We start from the raw sequence: 24,342 nt of genomic DNA, 5'->3' as shown, positions 1-24,342 counted from the left end.
CGGCTTCGTCGCCGTCGACCGGGACGACGGTGAGGAGGGTCGCCGGGTCGGGTGCGGTGTCGGAGGGGGTGAGCCGGGGGCGGCCGTCGGGGTGGTCGGTGGTGACGCGGGCGCGCAGCAGGTCGTGCGTGGCCAGAAGGTGGCCGAGCGCGGTCCGCAGGCGGTCCTCGGTGAGCGTGTCCGCCACCGTGACCAGCATCGACTGGTGGAAGCCGCCCCAGTGTTCCGGGCTCCGGCGCAGCCAGTCCATGAGCGGGGTGAACAGGGCCGGGGCGTGGTGGTCGGCGTCGGCGGGCCGGGGCCCGGCGGCCGTGTGCGGGGCGGGCTCCTCGGCGAGCACGTCCGCGAGGGCACGCGGGGTGGGGTGCTCGAAGATCTGCCGGGCACTGAGCGCCAGGCCCGACTTCCGTGCGCGGGAGACGAGTTGGATGGAGGAGATGCTGTCGCCGCCGAGCGCGAAGAACGAGTCGTCGCCGCCGGGCGGTCCGTCCAGCCGCAGGACGTCGGCGAACAGGTCCGCCAGGGTGGCGGCCGCGCCGGTCAGCGGGGCGTCGTCGGCGGTGGCGACGACCGGGGCGGGCAGTGCCGCGCGGTCCACCTTGCCGGTGGGGCCGAGCGGCAGGGCGGGCAGCACGGTGAGGGTGGCAGGGACGGCGTAGTCGGGCAGGGTGCGGGCGAGTGCAGCACGCAGCCGGTCGGGGTCGAGGTGCGCGCCGGGCCGGGCGACGGCGTAGCCGGCGAGCTGCCGGTTGCCGGGCCGGTCCTCGCGCAGCACGGCGGCGGCCTGCCGTACGCCGTCGAGCGCGGTGAGGGCGGACTCGATCTCGCCCAGTTCGATCCGGAATCCGCGCAGTTTCACCTGGTGGTCGGCGCGGCCGAGGTATTCCAGCTCGCCGTCGGCGCGGCGGCGGGCCAGGTCGCCGGTGCGGTACATCCGGGTGCCGGGCGGGCCGTAGGGGGCGGCGACGAAGCGGGTCGCGGTGAGGCCGGGGCGGCCCAGGTAGCCGCGGGCGAGCCCGGACCCGGCGACGTACAGCTCGCCGGGGGTGCCGGGCGGTACCGGTCGCAGCGCCGCGTCCAGGACGAGGGCGGCGGTTTCGGCGACGGCGGTGCCGACGGGCACCGGGCTGTTGTCGTCGGTGCGCAGCCGGTCCGGGTCGCAGCGCCAGAGGGTGGCGTCGACGGTGGTCTCGGTGGGGCCGTAGGAGTTGAACATGCGGGTGTGCGGGGCCCAGGCGCGGACGAGGGCGGGGGTGCAGGCCTCTCCGGCGACGATGAGGGTGGTGCCGGGGGCGACGGCGTCCTCGGGGAGCGCGGCGAGGACGGCGGGCGGGACGGTGAGGTGGGTGACGCGGTGTTCGGCGAGGAACTCCGCGAGCGGTTCGCCCAGGCGGCGGTCGGCGGGCACGATCTCCAGGGCCGCGCCGGAGAACAGCGCCATGACGATCTCCCACACCGAGGTGTCGAAGCTCAGCGACGCGAACTGGAGGACGCGGTCGCCCGGCCCGGCCCCGAAGGCGTCGGCGAGGGTGCGGGCCAGGGCGGGCAGCCCGGTGTGGGTGACGGCCACGCCCTTGGGGCGGCCGGTGGACCCGGAGGTGTAGATGATGTACGCCGCCGCGTCGGGCCGTTGGGTTCGCCAGAGGCCCGGGTCGTCGGCGGACCGGCCGAGCAGGGCCGCGTCGGCCTCGATGCGGGGTACGCCGTCGGACGCGGGCGTTCCCGGGGCGGTGAGGACGAGGGTGGGGGCCGCGTCGGTGAGCATGTGGTCGATCCGCTCGGCCGGGTAGTCCGGGTCGACGGGCAGATAGACGGCTCCGGTCTTCGCCACGGCGAGCAGGGCGACGACGGCTTCGACGGTACGGGGCAGCATGACCGCGACCCGGTCCTGCGGCCGTACGCCGTGTGCGGCGAGGTCGCGGGCGAGGGCGTTGGCGGCGGCGTCGAGCTGCCGGTAGTCCAGTTCGGTGCGCTGCCCGGTGGCCAGGTCCGGTCCGGCGACGGCGGGGGCGTCGGGGTGCGCGGCGGCCACGGCGGCGAAGAGTCCGGGCAGCGTGGCGGAGGCGTCGCCGTGCGGTACGGCGGTGTCCTCGGGGCGGCCGAGGAGTGCGGCGCGTTCGGCGGTGCTCAGGATCTCCAGCCGGTGCAGAGGAGTCGCGGGGGCGGCCACGGCCTCGGTCAGGACCCGCACCAGGCGGTCGGCCAGGGCCTGCGCGGTAGCGGGCTCGAAGAGGTCCTCGGCGTACTCCAGAACGCCTTCGATGCCATCGGCCCCGGCGCGCTCCGCGAGGGTGAAGGTCAGGTCGAACTTGGCGGAGCGCCCGAACGCCGGGACGGTCGTGGTGGTGAGCCCGGGCAGCCCGATCTCGCCCGCCTGCCGGTTCTCGTACGCCAGCATCACCTGGAACAGCGGGTGACGGGAGAGCGAACGGTGCGGGGCGAGCGCGTCGACGAGGTGCTCGAAGGGGACGTCGGCGTGGGCGTACGCGGCGAGGTCGGCCTCCCGGACCCGGTGCAGGAGGTCGCGGAAGGACGGGTCGCCGGACAGGTCGGTGCGCAGGACGAGGTTGTTGACGAAGAAGCCGACGAGGTCGTCCAGCGCGGTGTCGTGGCGTCCGGCGACGGGGGTGCCGACGACGATGTCCTGGCCGGACCCGGTGCGGGAGAGCAGGGCGGCGAGTGCCGCGTGGGCGACCATGAACAGCGAGGTGGACTCGGTCCGGGCCAGGGTGCGCATCGCGGTGTGCACCTCGGGCGGCACGGTGAACCGGGCGAAGCCGCCGCGGTGGCTGGGGACCGGCGGGCGCGGGCGGTCGGTGGGCAGGGGCAGTTCGGCGGGGAGGCCGGAGAGGGTGGTCCGCCAGTGGTCGAGCTGGGCGGCGGCCGCCCCGTCCGCGTCCGGCGCTTCGTCGTCCCAGCCGAGGGTCTCGCGCTGCCACAGGGTGAAGTCGGCGTACTGGACGGGCAGCGGCGGCCACGCGGGGGCGTCGCCACCGGTGCGGGCGGCGTAGGCGGTGGCGAGGTCGGTGAGGAGCGGGTGGGCCGACCACTGGTCGGCGGCGATGTGGTGGACGACGAGCACGATGAGGTGCTGGTCGGGGGCGAGCCGCAGCAGGCCCGCGCGCAGCGGCACGTCCTGCTCGACGTCGAAGGCCGTGCCCGCCATCTCCTCGACGTACCGCCGGAGTTCGTCCTCGGCTCCGACGGCATCGGTCACCATGAGCGGATCGGGGAGCCCGGAGATGTCGACGATGTGCTGGTACGGCCGTCCGTCGATGGCGGGAAACACCGTGCGCAGCGCCTCGTGACGGGTCATCACGTCGATGACGGCGGCGCGCAGGGCGGGGATGTCCAGCGGGCCGGTCAGCCGGGCGGCGAAGGGGATGGTGTAGTCGGCCCCGATGCCGTGGAGTTGCTGGAGGAACCACAGCCGGCGCTGGGCCGGGGAGAGCGGCAGGGCGGCGGGGCGCGGCCGGGGCCGGAGCGGGTCGGGGGCCCGGCCGGCGTGCTGGACGCGGCGGGCGAGGGCGGCGACGGTCGCGGCCTCGAAGACGTCGCGTACCGACAGGGTGACGTCGAGGGCGGACCGGATGCGGGAGGCGAGGCGGGTCGCGAGGAGCGAGTGGCCGCCGAGGGCGAAGAAGTCGTCGTCGGCTCCGACCTGTTCGCGTTCCAGGATCTCCGCGAAGAGGTGGGCGACGATCTCCTCCTGCGGGGTGGCCGGGGCGCGCCCGCCCGGGGCGTGGGCCTCCTCCGGCTCGGGCAGGGCGTTGCGGTCGAGCTTTCCGTTGCCGGTCAGCGGCCAGTGGTCGACGGGGATGACGGCGGCCGGGACGAGGTAGTCGGGCAGCCGTTCGCGCAGGGCCTCGCGGAGCCGGTCCGGGGCGAGCGGGCCGGCGGCGGGGGTGGCGTAGGCGAGGAGCCTGGTGCCGCCGCCGGGTGCGGGGCGGGCCAGGACGACGGCGTCGGCGACCTCGTCGAGTGCGGCGAGTGCGGCGCGCGCCTCGCCGGGCTCGACCCGGAAGCCCCGGATCTGCACCTGTTCGTCGGCGCGCCCGAGGTAGTCGAGTTCGCCGTCCGCCGTCCAGCGCGCCAGGTCGCCGGTGCGGTACATGCGGGTGCCGGGCGCTCCGTACGGGTCGGCGACGAAGCGGGTGGCGGTGAGAGCGGGCCGGCCGAGGTAGCCGCGGGCCAGGCCGGGCCCGGCGACGTACAGCTCTCCGGTGGCGCCGGGGGCGACGGGGTGCAGGGCGGAGTCGAGGAGCCGGACGGCGAGGTCGTCGAGCGGCCGGCCGACGGGGCTGAGCGCGGTGTCCTGGCCGCCCTCCCCCTCGGTCTCCTCGGGTTCCATGACCCGGTGGGTGACATGCACGGTGGTCTCGGTGATGCCGTACATGTTCACGAGCTCGGGGCCGTCGTCCCCGTACCGTGCGAACCAGCCGGTGAGCCGTCCGGGGTCGAGCGCCTCCCCGCCGAAGACGACGGTACGCAGGGCGAGTTCGTTCTCGTCGGAGGCTTCGAGCAGGACGTCGGCGAGCTGGTGGAAGGCGGACGGGGTCTGGTTGAGCACGGTGACGCGTTCGCGGCGCAGGAGGGCGGCGAACTCCTCGGGCGCGCGGGTCGTGGCGCGCGGTACGACGACGAGGCGTCCGCCGTGCAGCAGGGCCCCGAAGATCTCCCAGACGGAGAAGTCGAAGGCGTAGCTGTGGAAGAGCGTCCATACGTCGTCCGGGCCGAAGCCGAAATCGTCGTCGGTGGCGTCCAACAGCCGCAGCACATTGCGGTGTTCGACGACCACACCCTTGGGGCGTCCGGTGGAGCCGGAGGTGTGGATGACGTAGGCGGCGGCGTGCGGGGAGATGGCGGGGGTGGGGTACGGGGTGTCGTCGGGGGCCGCCGCCGGGAGGTCGTCGAGGGTCAGCCAGCCCGCGCCGGGGCGGTCGGCGTCACCGTCGGTGGCGGGCAGTCCGTCCCGCTGCCGCACGGTGGTGGTGAGGCCCGTCACCGGGCGGGCGGAGGCGAGTTGGGGGCGGATGCGGTCGGCGGGGGCGTCGGTGGGCAGCGGCAGATAGGCCGCGCCGGTCTTGAGGACGCCGAGGATCGCGGCGATCTGCTCGGCGGACGGTTCGAGGGAGAGGGCGACCAGGGTGCCGGGGCCCGCGCCCCGTGCGTGCAGCAGATGGGCGATCCGGTCGGACAGGGCGTCGAGTTCCCGGTAGCCGGTCGTGCGGTCGCCGTCGGTCACGGCGGTCGCGTCGGGGTCCAGGGCCACGGCCCGGGCGAAGCGGTCGGGGATGGACTGTGTGGGGGGCTCGTCGTCGGGGGCGAGCGCCTCGCCGTCTTCGAGGACGCGGCGGCGGTCCTGTGCCGCGAGGAGTTCCACCGTGCCCGCCGGGGCGGCCGGGGCGGTGGCCAGGGCCTCCAGGACGCGGACGTAGGCGGTGCCGAGGGTGCGGGCCCGGTCGGCGGTGAGGAGGTCGGGCCGGTAGCGCAGGGCGATCCGGGTCTCGGGGCCCGGGTGGACGACGACGGTGACGGGGTAGTGCGTGGCGTCCTCGCCGCGCACGGACCGTACGGTGAGTCCGCCCGCCGCCTGGGCGTCGGCGAGGCCCCGGGTGTCGACGCCGAAGTTCTCCACCACCAGCAGGGTGTCGAACAGCTCGCCGATTCCGGCGAGTTGCTGGATCCGCGGGAGTCCGAGGTGTTCATGGCCGAGGAGCTTGGTGCGGTCGGCCTGGAGGGTGGTGGCGATGTCGGCGAGCGGGGCGCGCGGAGGTGCGTGCACGACGACCGGGAGGGTGTTGATGAACAGGCCGATCATGGACTCGGCACCGTCGAGGTCGGCGGGGCGGCCGGAGACGGTGGTGCCGAAGGCCACGTCCGCGCGGCCGGTGAGCCGGGCCAGGGTGATCCCCCAGGCCGCCTGGTGGACGGTCGCCGTGGTCAGCTGCCGGGCCGCTGCGAAGGCGGCGAGCCCTTCGCCGGCCGGGGCGGAGAGCCGCAGATCGAGCTGGACGGTCGGCTCGGGCACGGCTGCGCCCGCGGCGGTCGGCGCGAGGAGCGTGGGTGCGGTCAGCGGGGCGAGCGCCGCGCGCCAGGCGGTCTCGGCGGCGGGCCGGTCCTGGGCGGCCAGCCAGGCCAGGAAGTCCCGGTAGGGGCGGACGGCGGGCAGGGCGGGGGCGGCGGGGGCCTTGGTGTGCTGGGCGTAGGCGGTGAACAGTTCCTTGCCGAGCAGCGGCACCGACCAGCCGTCGAGCAGGATGTGATGGGTCGTCAGGATGAGTGTGTGGTCCTGGTCGCCGTGGCGCAGCAGGGTGAGCCGCAGCAGCGGGGGCCGGGTCAGGTCGAAGCGGTGGGCGCGCTCCTCGTCCAGGATCCGCTGCTCCTCGGCCCGTTGCCGGTCGGGGGCCGCTTCGCGCAGGTCGATCTCCCGCCAGGGCACCTCCGCCGTGCGCGGGATCGCCTGGACGGGCCGGTCGAGGCCTTCCTGGAGGAACGCCGCCCGCAGGTGCGGGTGGCGGTCCAGCACGGTGTCCGTCGCCCGGCGCAGGGCGGTGGTGTCGAGGTCGCCGTCGAGGCGGAAGACCAGACGCATGGTGTAGACGTCGAGCCCGTCGGTCGTACCGGGGGCTCCTCCGGTGTCGGAGAGGTCCGCGTGGAAGAGCAGGCCTTCCTGAAGGGGCGCCAGGGGAAGGATGTCTTCCAGGCCGTGGTCCGCACTCACCGGTTCCTCCATCGGGCTTCGAGCATGGCTGTCTGTTCGGGGCTGAGCGGGGACAGGCCGTGGGCGGGCCTGTCGGTGGGACGGCCGTCGGGCCCGCTGGCGGGCTCCGGTCCGGCGGTGTTCTCCGGTCCGGCCGTGGGGTCCGGTCCGGGAGGTGGCGGGGTGTCGGCGGCGAGGGCGGTCAGCGCGCGCTGCCAGCAGTCGGCGAGGGCGTGTGCCGCCTTGTCGTCGAGGGCCGCCGGGGACCAGGTGAGCCGGGTGTCCAGCAGGGGGCCTTCGGGGGTGTCGCGGGTGAGGGCGTTGATCTCGACCGCGTGCGCCATCGTGAGCGCGTCATCGATCGCTCCCCCCAGCACACCGGCCTCGGGCGCGGGCGTCCAGGCCGCTCCCCCGGCCGCGGGCGCTGTGCCGAACCGTCCCAGGTAGTTGAAGGCGACCAGGGGTGCGCCGGGCCCGTCGGTCTCCGCCGCGGCCAGGGGCCCGCCGGGGTCGCCGTGCTCCGCCGCGTACCGCAGCAGGCCGTAGCCGATGCCGCTGTCGGGGAGGCGTTCCAGGTGGTCGCGGGTGCGCGCGAGGGTGTCGCCGGGTGGTTCGGCGGCCGTCGCGGTCAGCCGTACGGGGTAGAGGCTGGTGAACCAGCCGACGGTACGGGAGAGGTCGGCGCCGTCCTCGATCTGCTGTTCCCGGCCGTGGCCCTCGACATGGGCGGCGAGGTCCACCCGGTCGCGCCCGCTCCACTCGCGTACGGCGCGGACGAGTGCGGTGAGCAGGAGGTCCTGGACGCGTGCGCCGTGGCGTTCGGCGGCCCCGGTGAGCAGGGGGCGGGTGAGGTCGCCGTCCAGGGTCCGGACCAGGTGGCGGGCCTCGGCGACCGTGCCCAGGGCGCGCGGCTTCTCGTCCGGTGCGCCGGGTGCGGGCAGCCGGTCCGGGGCGGCCAGGATCTCGTTCCAGAGCGGGAGTTCGGCGGTGCGGGCGGCGGTCTGCCGTCCGAGTGCGTGGGCCCAGCTCCGGAACGAGGTGGTGACGGGCGGCAGTTGGGGTGTCCGCCGCTGGCCGATGTCGCTCCAGGCCTGGGCGAGGTCGTCGAGCAGGATGCGCCAGGAGACGCCGTCGACGGCCAGGTGGTGGACGACGAGCAGCAGCCTGCCGGGGTGCTCGTCCGCCCCCGGGTAGCGCCGGGCCCGCACCATCAGCCCCTCGGCCGGGTCGAGTCGGGCGGCGAGGTCGTCGACCTCGCGGGCCAGGGCCTCGGGGCTCGCCCCCGTACCGGAGGGGCCTTCGTCCAGGGCCGGGGCGGCGGTCGCGTCCGGCTCCGGGATCACGAACGTTCCGGCGGCCAGATCGATACGGGCGCGCAGCACGGCGTGGTGGCGCAGGACCGCGTCCAGGACCTTCGCCGTCGCGGCCTGGTCGATGCCGGGCGGCAGGGTCAGCAGCATGGACTGGCTGAACCTGCCGGTGGGGCCCGGCCGTTCGGCGATCCAGCGCATGACGGGCGTGAGCGGCGCGGGTCCGGCGTCGGAGAGGGCGGGGGCCGGGGGCCGGCCGGTCGCCGGGTCCGGTGCGCGGTCGGAGAGCAGGGCCGCGAGCGCCCGGACGGAGGTCTGCTCGAAGACCTCGCGCGGGGTGAGGCGCAGCCCGGCGGCGCGGGCGCGGGCCACCAGCTGCATGGAGAGGATGCTGTCTCCGCCGAGGGTGAAGAAGTTGTCCTCCGCGCCCACCGAGGGCAGGGCCAGCACCTCGGCGAAGAGCGCGGCCAGGGTCTCCTCGACCGGGCCTTCGGGGGCGCTGTCGCCGGTGGCCGCGCCGAAGTCGGGTGCGGGCAGCGCGTCGCGGTCGAGCTTGCCGTTCGCGGTGACCGGCAGCCCGGGAACGGTCACGAAGGCGCTGGGCACCATGTGGTCGGGCAGCACACGGGCGAGGGCGGTGCGCAGGGCGGCGGTGTCGGGTGCGCCGCCCGCTGCGGGGGGTGTGTCCGTACGGCCGGCGGCCGGGGAGATGTCGCCCGGTTCGACGGCCGGGGACGTCTCGCCGGGTTCGGCCGGGACCAGGTAGGCGACCAGCCGGCGCGGCCCCGCCGGGTCGTCCTGGCGCAGCACGACGGCCGCCGCGCGGATCTCCGGGCGGGCCTGGAGGGCGGCGACGATCTCGCCGGGCTCGACGCGGAAGCCCCGGACCTTCACCTGGTCGTCGGCGCGCCCGTGGTAGCGCAGGGAGCCGTCGGGCGCCCGGGACACCAGGTCGCCGGTGCGGTACATGCGGGCGCCGGGCGGGCCGCCGGGCTCGGCGGTGAAGCGTTCGGCGGTGAGCCCGGGGCGGCTGAGGTAGCCCTGGGCGACGCCGGGCCCGGCCACGTACAGTTCGCCGGTCCCGCCGGGCGGCACGGGCCGCAGCAGGGTGTCCAGGACGTGGGCGCGTACGCCGTGCAGCGGGGTGCCGATGGGCGGGGTCGCGCCGGGGTTCAGGGGGGCGCTCATGGTGACGCAGGCGGTGGCCTCGGTGGGCCCGTAGGCGTTGATCATGCGGCGGCCGGGGGCCCAGCGGGCGGCGAGCGGTGCGGTGCACGCCTCGCCGCCGACGATCAGGGTGCGCAGGCAGTCGAGGCCGTCCGGTTCGAGGCCGGTGAGGGCGGTGGGCGGGATCAGGGCGTGGCTGACGCGGCGGCGGGCGATCGTCTCGCCGAGGAGCGGCCCGGCGAGCGGTCCGGGTTCGGGGACGACGAGGGTGGCGCCGGTCGCCAGGGCCATCAGCGTCTCCATCACGGAGGCGTCGAAGGACGGGGAGGCGAGCTGGAGGACCCGGGCGGAGTCGTCGATGCCCAGCCGCTCCGCCTGGGCGGTGGCGAGGGCGGCGAGTCCCCGGTGAGGGGTGATCACGCCCTTGGGGCGGCCGGTCGACCCGGAGGTGAAGATGATGTAGGCCGGGTGGTCGGGGGTGACGGCGGTGTCCGGGGCGGGCGCGCTGTCCTCGGCCGGGGACGCGTCCGTGCCCGTGACCACCGGCGCGTCCGTGAGCAGCGCGTCCGGGTAGCGATCGGCGAGCGCCACGTGTGTGAGGATCCCCGCCGGGCGGGCGTCCTGGAGCATCGCGGCGATGCGGTCCTCCGGATAGTCCGGGTCGATGGGCAGATGGGCGGCGCCCGCCTGCTGGACGGCGAGTTGCGCGACGACCAGGTCGACCGAGCGCGGCAGGATCACGGCGACCGACTGCCCCGCCCCGATCCCCGCCGCACGCAGGGCACCGGCCAACTCGCGTGCCCGACCATCCAGTTCCGTGTACGTCAAGGAGACGTCCGGCGCGTCCACGGCCACCGCGTCCGGCCGTCGGTCGCGCTGCTCGGCGAAGAGCCGCGCCCAGGTGCGGGCGGTGGGGGCGGGCGGTCCGGCGCGGTGGGCGGTGAGCGTCGTGCGTTCGGCGTCCGTCAGCGCGTCGAGGGCGGCGATACGGGTGTCCGGTGCGGCGACGAGCGTGCGCAGCAGGTGTTCGACACGTACGGCGAGTTCCCGCGCCCGGGCCGGGGTGACGGCCCCCGGGCGGTGGGTGAGGCGCAGAGTGAGCCGTTCGCCGGGCACGGTGGCGAAGGTCAACGGGTAGTGGGTGGCGTCCCGGCCCCGGATCCCCTCCAGGGCGAGGCCGGTGGCCTCGGCGAGCGCGGGAACGCCGTCGGCCGGATAGTTCTCCAGAGCCGTGAGCGTGTCGAAGAGGACGCCGTGTCCGGCGGCCCGCTGGATCTCGGCCAGGCCCAGGTGGTGGTGCGGCAGCAGGCCGGTGAACTCGTCCTGGACACGGGCCGCGAGAGCCGCGAGCGTCTCGTCGGGGCGCACGGTGACGCGTACCGGAACGGTGTTGACGAACAGGCCGATCATGTCCGTGACACCGGGCACCTCGGCGGGCCGGCCGGAGACGACCGTGCCGAAGACGACGTCGCGCCGCCCCGTGTGGGCGCTCAGCACCAGCCCCCACACGGTCTGCGTGAGGGTGCTCAGGGTGAGTTCCCGTTCCCGGGCGAACGCCGCGAGCCGGCTAGTGAGTTCGGCGTCGAGCAGCACCGTGTGCTCGTCGGGGAGTTCCTGCTCGCCGGGGTCGTCGGGAACGAGCCGGGTGGGCTCGGCGACACCGGCCAGCGCGGCCCGCCACGCCTCGGCGGCGCCCTGCTGGTCCTGGGCGTCGAGCCAGGAGCGGTGGAGGGGGTAGTCCGGCGCGGCGGGCAGCTCGATGTCCGCGTAGGCGTGCAGGAGTTCGCGGACGAGGTGGGGCAACGACCAGCCGTCGAGCACCAGATGGTGTCCCGTGAGCACGAGTTCGCAGGAATCCGAGCGGCGGATCAGCGTGGTGCGCAGCAGCGGCGGGGCCGCCAGGTCGAAGCGACGGCGGCGGTCGTCGTCGGCCCGCCGCACGGCGCGCCGCTCCTGCTCCTTCGGCTTGCGTCGGCGCAGGTCCAGTTCCTCGAAGTCCGGTTCCGCGTCGGCGCGCACGCGCTGGGTCCAGCCGTCCTCGTCGCCGGTGAACGCGGTGCGCAGGGGCGCGTGACGATGGACGACGGTGCGCAGGGCGGTGCGCAGGCGCTCGCCGTCGAGGTCGTCGGCGAGGCGGATGACGACCTGGACGTGGTAGACGTCCAGCGGCTCGCCGCCGGTGGCGGTGGCGCCCGGGCCGTCGTACTGGGAGAGGAAGAGCAGCCCTTCCTGGAGCGGGGTGAGCCGGCCGGGGGCGGCGTCGTCCGGTGCGACGGGCAGGGCGGCGGGCCCGGCCGCCGGAGTGGCGCGTTCGGCGACGGCGAGCAAGCCGCTGACGGTGCGGTGGCGGAAGACGTCCTGCGGGGTGAAGACGAGTCCGGCCTTGCGGGCCGCGCCGACGAGCTGGATGGACAGGATGCTGTCGCCGCCGAGGGCGAAGAAGCTGTCGTCGACGCCGATGTGTTCGGCCCGCAGGAGTTCGGCGAAGAGGGCGGCGAGCCGCACTTCCTCGTCCGTACGGGGTGCGGTGCGCGTCTCCGGTGAGGTGAGGCGGGGTGCCGGGAGCGCGGCGCGGTCGAGCTTGCCGTTGGCGGTGACCGGCAGGGCGGGCAGCGGGATCAGGGCGGTGGGGACGAGGTGGGCGGGGAGCCGGGCGGCGAGGTGTTCGTCCAGACCGGCGGGCAGCGCGGCGCCTTCCTCCGTACGGGAGTCGACACGGGAGTCGACACGGGAGACGGCACGGGACACGACTCGGGGAACGACGTAGCCGATCAGGTGGGTGGCGCCGGTGGCGGTGTCCTCGTGGGCCACCACCGCGCTGCCGGTGACTTCGGGGTGGGCGTCGAGTGCGGCGCGGATCTCGCCGGGTTCGATGCGCTGCCCGCGCAGCTTGATCTGGTCGTCGACGCGTCCGAGGTGCTCCAGTCCCCCGTCGGCCCGCAGCCGGGCCAGGTCGCCGGTGCGGTAGAGGCGGCTGCCGGGCGGGCCGTACGGGTCGGCGACGAAGCGGGTCGCGGTGAGGGCGGCGCGGCCGTGGTAGCCGTGGGCCAGCTGGGCTCCGGCGAGATACAGCTCGCCCGCCGCGCCGGGCGGGGCGGGGCGCAGCCGTGCGTCCAGCACGAGGGCGGTGGTGTTCCACACCGGGCGGCCGATCGGGATGTGCCCCGCGGTGATGTCGGCGGCGGTGACGGGGTGGGCGGTGACGTCGACGGCGGCCTCGGTCGGCCCGTAGAGGTTGTGGAGCTCGGTGTGCGGGGCGAGCCGCAGCAGTCCGTCGGCGGCCGCCGGGGTCAGGGTCTCGCCGCTGGCCAGGACGCGGCGCAGCGATGCGCAGTCCTCGGGTGCGGCGACGCCGGTGAAGGCGGTGAGCATCGACGGCACGAAGTGGACGGTGGTGACGCGGTGTTCGCGGAGCAGCCGGGCGAGGGCGGCCGGGTCGCGGTGGTCGTCGGGTCCTGCGGTGACGAGGGTGGCCCCGGCGAGCAGCGGCCAGAAGAGTTCCCAGACGGATACGTCGAAGGTGGCCGGGGTCTTGAGGAGGACGCGGTCCTCGTCGGTGAGCCGGTAGGCGTCCTGGGCCCAGCGGAGCCGGTTGGCGACGGCGCTGTGCGGCACGGAGACGCCCTTGGGGCGGCCGGTGGAGCCGGAGGTGAAGAGGAGGTAGGCGGGGTCGGCGGGGCGGGGTGTGTCGAGGACGGTGGTGAAGCGGGGCACCTCGTCGGCGGTGATGTCGAGGACCGGCAGGCCGTCGAGGGCGTCCTCGGGCAACGGCACGGCCGGGTCGGTGATCAGCAGGACCGCTTCCCCGTCCTGGAGTTGGGAGCTGATGCGGGCGGCCGGGAGGTCCGGGTCGAGCGGCAGGTAGGCGGCCCCGGCGCGCTGGACGGCGTGGACGGCGAGGACGAGTTCGGCGGAGCGCGGCAGGGCGACGGCCACGGTGTCGCCGCGTCGGACGTCGTGTTCGGCGAGGAGTCCGGCGAGCCGGTCGGCCTCGGTGTCGAACTCGCCGTAGCTCCAGCTGCGGGTGCCGTCGCGCAGGGCTTCGGCGGCCGGGGTGCGGGCGGCCTGTTCGCGCACCAGGTCGACGAGGGTGCGCGCGGGCAGTTCGGCCTCGGGGCCGGTGGCGGCGGCGAGCACCTGCCGGGTCTCGGCCTCGTCCAGGACGGGCACCCGGTCCACGGGCAGGTCGGGGTGGGCGCAGAGCCGCTGGAGGAGGGCGGTCAGCCGGCGGGCGAGGGCTTCGACGGTCGGGCGGTCGAAGAGGGCGGTGCGGTAGTTGAGGGCGGCGCGCAGCCCGTAAGTTCCGGGTTCCTCGACGACGGCGAGGGTCAGGTCGAACTTGGCGGCGCGGGTCTCGACGAGTTCCGCCTCGGCGGTGCCGGGGCCGAAGGGGTGGGTGCGGTCGGGGGCGTTCTGGTGGATCAGGGCGACCTGGAAGAGCGGGTGGCGGGAGAGCGAGCGGTCCGGGGCGAGGGCGTCGACGAGCCGTTCGAAGGGCAGGTCGCCGTGGTCGAAGGCGTCGAGGTCGACAGCCCTGACCCGGGCGAGGAGTTCGGCGAAGGTGGGGCTGCCGGAGGTGTCGGTGCGCAGGACGACGGTGTTGGCGATCAGGCCCGGCAGCTCCTCCAGGGCGGGTTCGCCGCGACCGCTGAGCGTGGTGCCGATCGGCAGGTCGTGGCCCGCCCCGTGGGCGGTGAGCAGGACGGCGAGGGCGGACTGGAGCACCATGAAGAGCGTCGCCCCGCCCTCGCGGGCGATGCGGACGGCGGCCCGGTGGGCGTCGGCGGGGAGGGCGAACTCCACGGAGTCCCCGTGTTCGTCCACCTCCGCGGGCCGGGGCCGGTCCAGGGGCAGGGCGATCTCCTGGGGTGCTCCGGCGAGCGCGGTGCGCCAGTAGGCCAGCAGCCCGTCCTCCCGGGCGGCGGTCGCCTCGCGGTGCCAGAGGGTGTAGTCGGCGTACTGGAGGGCGGGGGCGGGTGACGGCGTACGGTCCGGGTCGAGTTCGACGGCGTACAGCTGGGCGAGGTCCCGTACGAGTGGCCCGGTGGAGGCCTCGTCATAGGCGATGTGGTGGACCACGAGCAGCAGGGCCCGTTCGTCGCCGGGGCCGGTGAGCAGGTGGGCGCGGAGCGGGGGCCGGTCGGCCAGGTCGAAGGGTTCGGCCGCGAGCCGCCGGGCCGCGTCCTCGATGCTCTCGCCGTCCAGGAGCGCGGTCGTCAGGGGTACGGGGGCGGCCTCGGGCAGCACCTGCTGGACCGGGCGTCCCTCGTGCTCGGGGTAGCAGGTGCGCAGGATCTCGTGGCGTCGGGTGAGGGCGGTGAGGGCGCGGCCGAGGGCGTCCGCGTCGAGGGGGCCGTGCAGCCGCAGCAGCAGCGGTACGGCGTAGGTGACGGCGGAGCCGCCGAGCCGGTGGAGGAACCACAGCCGGGCCTGGGCGGGTGACAGCGGGAGCCGGCCGGGGCGTTCGGCGGCCGGGGTGAGCACGGGGACGCGGGCGTCCCGGGTGCGGGTGAGTCCGGTGAGGCGCGTGGCGAGCGCGGCGACGGTGGGGGCTTCGAAGAGGGTCCGGACGGGGATGTCGAGGCCGAGTTCGGCGCGGACGCGTCCGGCGAGGCGGGTGACCAGCAGGGAGTGGCCGCCGAGGGCGAAGAAGTCATCGTCCACGGCGACCGGGGCGCGGCCGAGTACTTCGCCGTAGAGCCGGGCGATCAGGCGTTCCTGTGCGGTGCGGGGGGCGCGTCCGGTGGGCGGCCCGTCCGAAGCGGTGCCGGCGTCCGGGAGGGGCAGGGCGGCCCGGTCGAGCTTGCCGTTGGCGGTCAGCGGCAGCCGGTCCAGGTCCATGAACGCGGTCGGCACCATGTAGTCCGGCAGTCGGGACGCGCAGGCCGCGCGCAGGTCGGTGGCCGGGACGCCGCCGGTGGTGTAGGCGACGAGGCCGGGTCCGGTGGGCAGGTCCTCGCGCAGGAGGACGGCGGCGGCGCGTGCGCCGCCCGCGTCGCACAGCACGGTCTCGATCTCGGCGGTCTCGATGCGGAACCCGCGCAGCGACACCTGGCTGTCGGCCCGGCCGAGGTAGTGGAGGGTGCCGTCGGCGGACCGGCGGGCGAGGTCGCCGCTGCGGTACATCCGGGTGCCGGGCGCGCCGAACGGGTCGGCGACGAAGCGTTCGGCGGTCAGCGGGTGGCGGCCCCGGTAGCCGCGGGAGAGGCCGGCCCCGGCGACGTACAGCTCACCGGTGACGCCGGGCGGCACGGGTCGCAGCCGCCGGTCCAGGACGTGGATCCGCAGGTCGTCGATGGCCCGGCCGACGGGGCTGGTGCCGGGGACGAGGGTGTCGGGGGCGAGGTCGTGGGTGGTGACGTGCACGGTGGTCTCGGTGATCCCGTACATGTTGACCACCCGGGGTGCGTCGGGGGTCCGGAGCCAGGGGGCGAGGCGGGCGGGGTCGAGGGCCTCGCCGCCGAGGACGATCAGGCGCAGGGCGGGCGGGAGGCCGGGCGAGCCGGGGGCGGTGAGGGCTTCGGTGAGCTGGTAGCAGGCGGACGGGGTCTGGTTGAGGACGGTGACGCCCTCGTGGTGCAGCAGCGCCAGGAAGTCGTCCGGGGACCGGGTGACGGTGTGCGGGACGACGACGAGGCGGCCGCCGTGGAGGAGGGCGCCCCACATCTCCCAGACGGAGAAGTCGAAGGCGTAGCTGTGGAAGAGCGTCCAGACGTCGTCGGGGCCGAAGGCGTCCTCGGCGGTGGCGTCGAAGAGGCGGGCGAGGTTGCGGCCGGTGACGACGACGCCCTTGGGGCGGCCGGTGGAGCCCGAGGTGTAGATGAGGTAGGCGGCGTTGTCCTGGTGGTGCGGCGTGGTGCGTTCGGCGTCGGTGACCGGTCCGTGCGGCTGTCGCCGCCAACTCCCGGCGTGCGGTTCCTCGTCGAGGACGAGCACGGGGGCGGTGCAGGTGACGGGGGTGCTGGAGACGGTCGCGGTGTCGGTGAGGACGAGGGCGGGGGCGGCGTCCTGGAGGGTCCAGGCGATGCGGTCCTGCGGGTGGGCGGGGTCGACGGGGACGTAGGCGGCCCCGGTCTTGGCGATGGCGAGGACCGCTTCGACGAGGGTCGAGGAGCGGGGCAGCAGAAGGGCGACCCGGTCCTCGGGGCCGATGCCGTACGCGATGAGCAGTCGGGCCAACGCGTTGGTACGGCTGTCGAGTTCGGCGTAGGTGAGGGTGTCGCCGTCGTGGGTGAGGGCGGGGGCTCCGGGGTGTTCGGCGGCGGCGCGGGCGAAGCGGTCGAGGACGGACGGGGTGCCCCGGTGGTCGCCGGTCGGGTTCCACCGGTGCGGGAGGGTGTCCTCCTCCTCCGCGGTGAGGACGCCGATGGAGCCGATCGGGGTGTCGGGGCGGGCGACCGCGCGGGCCAGGACGGTCACCAGCCGGTCGGCGAGCGTCCGGACGGTGGCGGCGTCGAACAGGTCGGCGCTGTAGTTGATCGCCCCGTCGATGGAGCCGCCGGCGAGGTGGTCGGTGAACCCGACGATGAGGTCGAACTTCGCGGTGTCCGTCTCACGCAGGGTGAACGCGGCCTCCACGCCGGGTGCGGTGAACGGGACCGGGGTGCGGTTCTGGTAGGTCAGCATCACCTGGAACAGCGGGTTGGCCGGGCCGCGTTCGGGATTGACCTCCTCCACGACCCGCTCGAAGGGCAGGTCGGCGTGGTCGAAGGCGTCGAGGTCCACGGCCCTGACCCGGCCCAGGAGTTCACGGAAGGACGGGTCGCCGGACAGGTCGGTGCGCAGGACGAGGGTGTTGACGAAGAAGCCGATCAGGTCTTCCGTACGCCGGTCGCCCCGGCCTGCGGTCGGTACGCCGAGGGGGATGTCGTCCCCGGCGCCGAGTCCGGCGAGCAGGGCGCACAGCGCTGCCTGGGTCACCATGAACGGGGTCACTCCGGCGTCGGCGGCCAGCGAACGCAGCCCGGCGACGACCTCGTCGGGGAGGGTGAAGGGGATGAATCCGCCGCGTCCGGTGGGTGTTTCGGGCCGGGGGCGGTCGGTGGGCAGGTCGAGGGCGGCGGGTGCGCCGTGGAGCGTGTGCCGCCAGAAGTCCGCCTGGAGCTGGAGGTGGCCGCCGTCCAGGAGGGTGTGCTGCCAGCGGGCGTAGTCCGTGTAGTGGGCGAGGAGCGGCGGCAGTTCGGGGGCGTCTCCGGCGAGCCGGGCGCGGTAGGCGGCGGACAGGTCGGTGAGCAGCGGTTCGACGGACCATTCGTCGGCGGCGATGTGGTGGATGAGCAGCAGGACGGTGGTGCGGTCCGGCTCGGTGAGGACGGTGACGCGGAAGGGCGGTTCGGTGGCGAGGTCGAAGGGTTCGGCGCTGAGGTCGGCGAGCAACTCCTCTGTCTCTTCGGGGCTTTGAACGGGCCGTACGCGAACGGGTGCGGGGCGGTCCAGGATGTGCTGGGCCGGTTCCCCTTCGGCCTCGGGGAACACGGTGCGCAGCACGGCGTGCCGTTCGGCGAGGTCGCCGACGGCGGCGGTCAGGGCGTCGTGGTCGACCTCGCCGGTGAGGGTGAGGACGAAGGGCAGGTGGTAGCCGGGGCCGGGCTGGAGCCGGCTCAGGAACCACAGCCGGGCCTGGGCGGGCGAGAGCGGCGACGGGCCTTCGTGCACGACGGGTTCGAGCGCGGGCAGCGCGGTGGCCGCGGGCGCGGAGTGGGCGGCGAGTGCGGCGACGGTCGGGGTGTCGAAGATCTGCCGGACCGGCAGCGGGTGGCCGAGGACGTCGGCGGCGCGGCCCGCCAGTCGGGCGGCGAGCAGGGAGTGGCCGCCGAGGGCGAAGAAGTCGGCGTCCGCGCCCACGTGTTCGAGGCCGAGCAGATCGGCGAAGAGTGCGGCGAGCAGTTCCTCGCGCTGTCCGGCCGGGGCGCGTCCGGCGGGGGCGGCGGTGGGCCGGGGTGCGGGCAGGGCGGCGCGGTCGAGCTTGCCGTTGGGGGTGAGCGGGAGGGCGTCGAGCGGCAGGCAGAGGTCCGGGACGAGGTGGCCGGGCAGCACGGTGCGCAGCTCCTCGCGGATCCGGGCCGCGGTGGCCGCCCGGGCCTCGGGGGTGCCGGTGAGTCCGGTGAGGTGGGCGATCAGGCGGGGCGCCGGGTCGGACGGGTCCTGGTGGGCGACGACGGCCGCGTCCTCGACCGCCGGGTGGGCGCGGAGGGCTGCGGCCACCTCGCCGGGTTCGATGCGGTGGCCGCGGATCTTCACCTGGTGGTCGGCACGGCCGACGATCTCCAGGGTGCCGTCGGTGCGCAGCCGGGCGAGGTCGCCGGTGCGGTACATACGGGCCCCGGGCGGGCCTCCGGGTTCGGCGGTGAAGCGTTCGGCGGTCTGTCCGGGGCGGCCCAGATAGCCCAGGGCCAGTCCGTCGCCCGCGAGATACAGCTCGCCGGTCACTCCGGCGGGCAGCGGGACCAGGCCCCGGCCGAGGACCAGGGCGCGGGTGTTCCACAGCGGGGTGCCGATGTGCGGGGCCTCGGCGGCCGTCGCGTCGAGGGCGCCGGAGGTGGACCAGATGGTGGTCTCGGTGGGCCCGTAGAGGTTGACGAGTTCCGCGCCGTGGGCGACGAGCCGGCGGGCGAGGTCGGGGGCGAGTGCCTCTCCCCCGGCGAGGGCGAGCAGGCCGTCGACCGTGTCGGGCCGGGCGTCCAGTAGGGCTCGCCACAGGGAGGGGGTGGCCTGCATGACGGTGGGGCGGGCGGTGTCGATGAGACCGGCGAGGAGGGCGGGGTCGCGGACCTGTTCCCGGTCGGCGAGGACCACCGTGCCGCCGGTGATCAGCGGCAGGAACAGTTCGAGGACGGCGATGTCGAAGCCGACGGTGGTGACCGCGAGGAGCCGTTCGGAGCCGCGGAATTCGAGGGTGTCGGCCAGGCAGAGCAGGAAGTTGACGACGGCGGCCCGGGTGACGACGACGCCCTTGGGGCGGCCGGTGGAGCCCGAGGTGTGGATGACGTACGCGGGTGCGTCGCCGTGGGCGGGCCGGGGTGCGAGCGGTACGGCGTCGGCGGCGGCGCGCACGGTCGCGGGGTCGTCCAGGAGGAGGGCGGTGCTCGGGTCCGTGTCGAGGGAGCGGGCGGTGGCGCGGTCGGTGACCAGGAGGGCCGGTGCGGCGTCGGCCAGCAGCAGCCGGATGCGGTCGGCCGGGAAGTCGGGGTCGACGGGGAGGTGGGCGGCTCCGGTGCGGCCGACGGCGAGCAGGGTGACCAGGAGGTCGACGCCCCGGGGCAGGCTGACGCCGACGAGGACGCCGGGGCCGGCCCCGCGTTCGGCGAGCAGCCGGGCCAGCCGGGCGGAGCGCGCGTCGAGTTCGGCGTAGCTGATCTCGTCGGCCCCGCTGACCAGGGCGGTGCGGGCGGGGGTGCGGGCGGCCTGGGCGGCGCACAGTTCGGCGGGCGAGGTGGCCGGGACGGGGCGCGGCTCGGGTGTGGCGGACGCCGCGCCGGGGAGGGCGCCGGGGGCCGTCGCGAGGGTGACGACGGGGCGTTCGGGGGCGTCGGTGGCCTGGTCGATGACGTGCAGCAGCGTCCGGGCGAAGCGGTCGGCGGCGGAGGCGTCCCAGAGCTCGGTGCGGTATTCGAGCTGCCCGGTCGCCCGGCCGGTGGCCGGGTCCTCGCTGATGGTGCACTGGAGGTCGAACTTGGCGGTCCCGGTCGGCACGAGGCGGGGCCGGCCGGTCTGGCCGGGCAGGACGGGCCGGTCGGGGAACTCCTCCCGTACGGCGAACAGCACCTGGAACAGCGGGCTCACGCCCGGCAGGCGGGGCGGGTTGATCTCGGCGACGATGCGTTCCAGCGGGAGGCGCTGGTGGGCGAGGGCGGCGAGGTCGTCGTGCCTGGTCCGTTCCAGCAGGTCGAGGAAGCTGGGTGTGCCGTGCAGAGTGGTGCGCAACGGCAGGGTGTTGATGAAGAAGCCGACGCTGTCGCGGAGCGCCTCGTCGTCGCGGCCCGCGACCGGGGTGCCGATGACCAGGTCGTCGCCGCAGCCGAGCTGGGAGAGGGTGGCGGCGAACGCGGCGTGCAGCACCATGAAGGTCGTGGTGCGGGTGCGTCGGGCCACCGCCCGTACCCGCTGGTGCAGTTCGGCGTCGAGGACGAAGTCGTGGGTACGGGCGGGGCCGCCGGTCCGGTCGGGCCGGGGCCGGGCCCAGGGCAGGGTGAGCTGTTCGGGGGCTCCGCTCAGCCGCGTGCGCCAGTGCTCGGCGTCCGTCTCCTCGTTCGCGGCCACGGCGTCCCGCTGCCAGAGCGTGAAGTCGGCGTGGTCCACGGGCAGGCGCGGCAGCAAGGGGGCGGCGCCGGAGAGCCGGGCGGTGTAGGCGGCGGCGAGATCGTCGAGGAGCGGCGGCAGGGACCATTCGTCGGCGGCGATGTGGTGCACGACGAGCAGCAGGGTCTGCCGGACGGGCCCACCGGCCGCGGGCACGGCCCGTAGCGGTGCACCGCCCTCGGGCCCGGCTTCGGTCGTCGCGGTGAACAGCACGGCGCGCAGCGGGGTTTCGCGCTCCACGGCGAAGGGCCTCGCCGCCTCCGCCGCGATGCGGCCCGCCAACTCGTCCTCGGGCACCGTGACTTCATCGAGTCCGGGCTCCGCCGACGCGGTGTCCAGCACCTGCTGCCAGGCCTCGCCGTCGTGGACGGGCAGCACGGTGCGCAGGATCTCGTGGCGGGCGACGACGTCGACGAGCGCGCGGCGCAGCGCGGCCGGGTCGAGCCGGCCCGTGATGTCGAGGGCCAGCGGGATGTTGTACGAGCCGTCCTCTCCCTGGCTGCGGGCGAGGAACCACAGCCGCCGCTGCCCGAAGGAGAGCGGCGGGCGCTCGGGCCGGGGCCGCCGGGTCAGCGGAGACAGCGCCCCGGCCGGACGCCGGGCGGCCTCGGCCGCTTCCAGGGCGGTGGCCAGCCGGGCCGGGGTGGGGTGGTCGAAGACCGTGCGGACGGGCAGTTCGGCCCCGGTACGGGAGCGGAGTGCGGTCACCAGCCGGGCGGCGGACAGCGAGTGGCCGCCGAGGAGGAAGAAGTCGTCGTCGGGCGCGGCGCCGCTCCGGCCCAGTACCTCGGCGAACAGCTCGCACAGCAGCGACTCCGCCCCGGAGCGCGGGGCGCGGCCCGCCGTGGGGCGGGCGGTGGGCCCGACGGCGGGCAGCGCGGCCCGGTCGGTCTTGCCGTTCGGGGTCAGCGGCAGCCGGTCCAGCGCCACGAAGTGGCTGGGCACCAGGTGTTCGGGAAGCTGCTCGGCGAGCGCGGCGCGCAGCGGATCGGCCCAGCGGCCGTCGCCGCCCGCCCCGATCTCGGCGGCACGCTCCTTCTCCGTACGAGCGGGCTCGTGCCCCGTAGGTACGGGAACGTCCGGGCGGACAGGAACGTCCGGGCGGACGGGAGCTTCCGTGGGCGTGAGAACGCAGTACGCGGCCAGCGTCAGGTCGCCGCCCGGGGTGGGGACGGCGGTGACGGCGGCCTCCGCGACCGAGGGGTGCGCCAGCAGGGCGGCCTCGATCTCGCCGGGCTCCACGCGGTGGCCGCGGATCTTGACCTGGTGGTCGGCGCGCCCCAGCACCTCCAGGGTGCCGTCGGCGCGGAACCGGGCCAGGTCGCCGGTCCGGTACATCCGGCCGCCGGGTGTGCCGTAGGGGTCGGCGACGAAGCGTTCGGCGGTCAGCGCGGGGCGGCCGAGATAGCCGTCGGCGACCCCGTCCCCGGCGAGGTGCAGTTCGCCGGTCACGCCGACGGGGGCGGGGGCGAGGATGCGGTCCAGGACGTAGGCGCGGGTGCGGCGCACGGGCCGGCCGACGTGCGGCGGGGTTCCGGGGCCGAGGACGGCGGCGGTGGACCAGATGGTGGTCTCGGTGGGCCCGTAGAGGTTGACGAGCCCGTTCGCGTGCCGGGTCAGGATGTCCGCCAGGTCGGCGGGCAGCGGCTCTCCGCCGCTGAGCGCCCGCAGGCCGCCGAGCGCGTCCGGGGCGGCGTCGGCGAGGACGCGCCAGAGCGAGGGGGTGGCCTGCATCACGGTGGGTGCGCTCGACCGGACGAGTGCGGCGAGCGCGAAGGGGTCGCGTACGTCGTCGTCGGCCGCGAGCACCACGGTGGCCCCGCCGAGGAGCGGGACGAAGAGTTCGAGGGCGGCGATGTCGAAGGAGACGGTGGTGACCGCGAGCAGGCGGTCCTCGCCGGACAGGCCGAGCAGCCGGCCCATGGCGGTGAGGAAGTTGGCGAGGGCCTGCCGGGGCACCACGACGCCCTTGGGGCGGCCGGTGGAGCCGGAGGTGTAGATGACATAGGCCGGGTCGCCCGGGCCGGCCTCCGCCGTCGGAACCGGAGCGTCGGCCCCGACTCCCGGGGTCGCGGCCGCCTCCGCGCCGGGGACCGTTCCGTCCGGGGCGACGGTGAGCAGCGGCAGGTCCGCGCCCCACGGGTGGTCCCGGTCGGTGAGCAGCAGGAGCGGCCGGCTGTCGGCCAGCATGTGCCGGAGCCGGTCGGCCGGGTAGCGCGGGTCCAGCGGTACGTACGCGGCTCCCGCCGACGCCACGGCCAGCAGTGCGACCAGGAGCGCCTCGCCCCGGGGCAGGGCGACGGCGATCAGGCTGCCCCGGCCCGCGCCCCGGGCCCGGAGGACCGCTGCCAGCCGGTCGGCCCGGTCCGCCAGCTCCGCGTAGGTGAGGTGGGCGTCGCCGTGGCGGAGGGCCACCGCGTGCGGGGTACGGCGGACCTGCGCGGCGAAGCCCTCAGTGAGGCCGGGGGCCGGGGCGGCTTCGGCGTCCTGGTCGGCGGGGGCGTTGAACTCCTCCAGGACGCGCCGGTGTTCGGCCTCCTCCAGGAATCCGACGCGGGCCGCCGGGAGGTCGGGTTCCGCGCGGGAGAGCCGGTCCAGGAGGGTGGCGAACCGGTGGAGGTGGGCGTCCAGCTCCTCGGCTCCGTACAGCTCGGGGCTGCCGTCCAGGACGAGGTCCAGACCGGTGAGCCCGGTGTCCGGGCCGCCCCGTCCGTTCACCGTGACGTTGAGGTCCTCGACGGCTCCGGCGGCCAGGGAGTGGACCGCGCCCGCGCAGTCGCCGAAGGCGAGTTCGGTGGTGAACGGCTTGATGTTCAGCTGGGGGCCGACGAGCCGTCTGCCGTGCCCGAACAGCTGGAGGTCGCGCCGGAGTTGTTCGCCCCGGTAGCGCTGGTGGCGGCGCTGGCGGCGCAGGGTGCGGGTGATGCGGCGCAGGAGGTCGCCGACCGGTTCGCGTTCGTCGACGGTGACCCGGAGCGGGACGACGTTGACGGCGGTGACGGGGGTGCGGGCGAGGACGCTGCCCGTGCGGTTGCTGACGGGCAGACCGATGACGGCCTCGGGTGCGTCGGTGAGCCGGGTCAGATACAGCGCCCACGCGGCGGTCACCGCCTCCGGCCAGGTGGCGCGGGACCGCTGGGCGAACGCGGCGAGCCGTTCGGCGTCCTCGGCTCCGAGGGTCAGGCGGCTGCGCAGGGGGCGCGGGGCGATGCGGGTGGGTGCGGTGCGGGCCGGGGTCGGCGGGTGCGGCCGGTCGGCCAGCAGCTCCTGCCAGAACCGGGCGTCGAGGGTGTGCTGTTCGGAACCGGTGTAGCGCCGGTCCTCCTCGATCGCGTCGCGGAGCGAGCCGAACGAGGCCGCCGGAGCTTCGGTGCCCGCGCGTGCGTGGCCGTACAGCTCGGCGACGCGTTCGGCGAGGCGGGCGTAGCCGTAGGCGTCGAGGAGGATGTGGTGGCAGCGGTGGTACCAGAGCCATCGTTCGTCGCCGGTGCGCAGCAGTGTGTGGCGGTAGAGCGGGCCGCGTTCGACGTCGACCGGGGTGGAGCGCTCCTGTTCCATCCAGGTCAGGGCGGCGGTGTGCGGGTCGTCGGCGGTGCGCAGGTCGAGGACGTCGGGGCCGGCCGGAGGGACCGCGCCGGTCTCCTGGTGGACGTCGTCGCCGTCGGCGGTGAGGCGTACGGAGAGCCCGTCGGCCTCGCCGACGGCCCGGGTCACGGCCGCCGTGAACGCCCGCTCGTCCAGCGGTCCCGTCAGCTCGACGTACTCCGCGGTGAGATACACGGGGTTCGCCGGGTCGAGTCGCTGCGCGGACCAGAGACCGAGCTGGGCCTCGGTCAGCGGCAGGCGTTCGCGGTGGGTACTCAT

At 75.6% G+C, this 24,342-nt stretch carries 2 protein-coding genes (1 of these 2 running past the window's edge); both read right to left on the bottom strand.

What is annotated here, in order from left to right:
• Positions 1-6,724, bottom strand: partial view of a non-ribosomal peptide synthetase gene (locus ACSMXR_RS34980; RefSeq protein ID WP_473170770.1) — the 5' portion only. It extends 8,864 nt beyond the left edge of the window; only the first 6,724 of its 15,588 coding nucleotides appear in the window; the start codon lies at positions 6,722-6,724; the stop codon falls past the left edge of the window.
• The gene (locus ACSMXR_RS34975) at positions 6,721-24,342 is read right to left on the bottom strand and encodes an amino acid adenylation domain-containing protein (RefSeq protein WP_473170769.1); all 17,622 of its coding nucleotides are present in this window, start codon (positions 24,340-24,342) and stop codon (positions 6,721-6,723) included. Before ACSMXR_RS34975 ends, ACSMXR_RS34980 begins: the two co-directional genes overlap by 4 nt.

The organism is Streptomyces sp. DSM 106670 (assembly GCF_055792845.1).
The sequence above is the reverse complement of the archived record's forward strand: the minus strand, read 5'-3'. Positions and strand labels throughout refer to the sequence as shown.

Coding starts and splice junctions, on each gene's coding strand:
- ACSMXR_RS34975 (WP_473170769.1), bottom strand. CDS start 24,342: ATGAGTACCCACCGCGAACGCCTGCCGCTGACCGAGGCCCAGCTCGGT.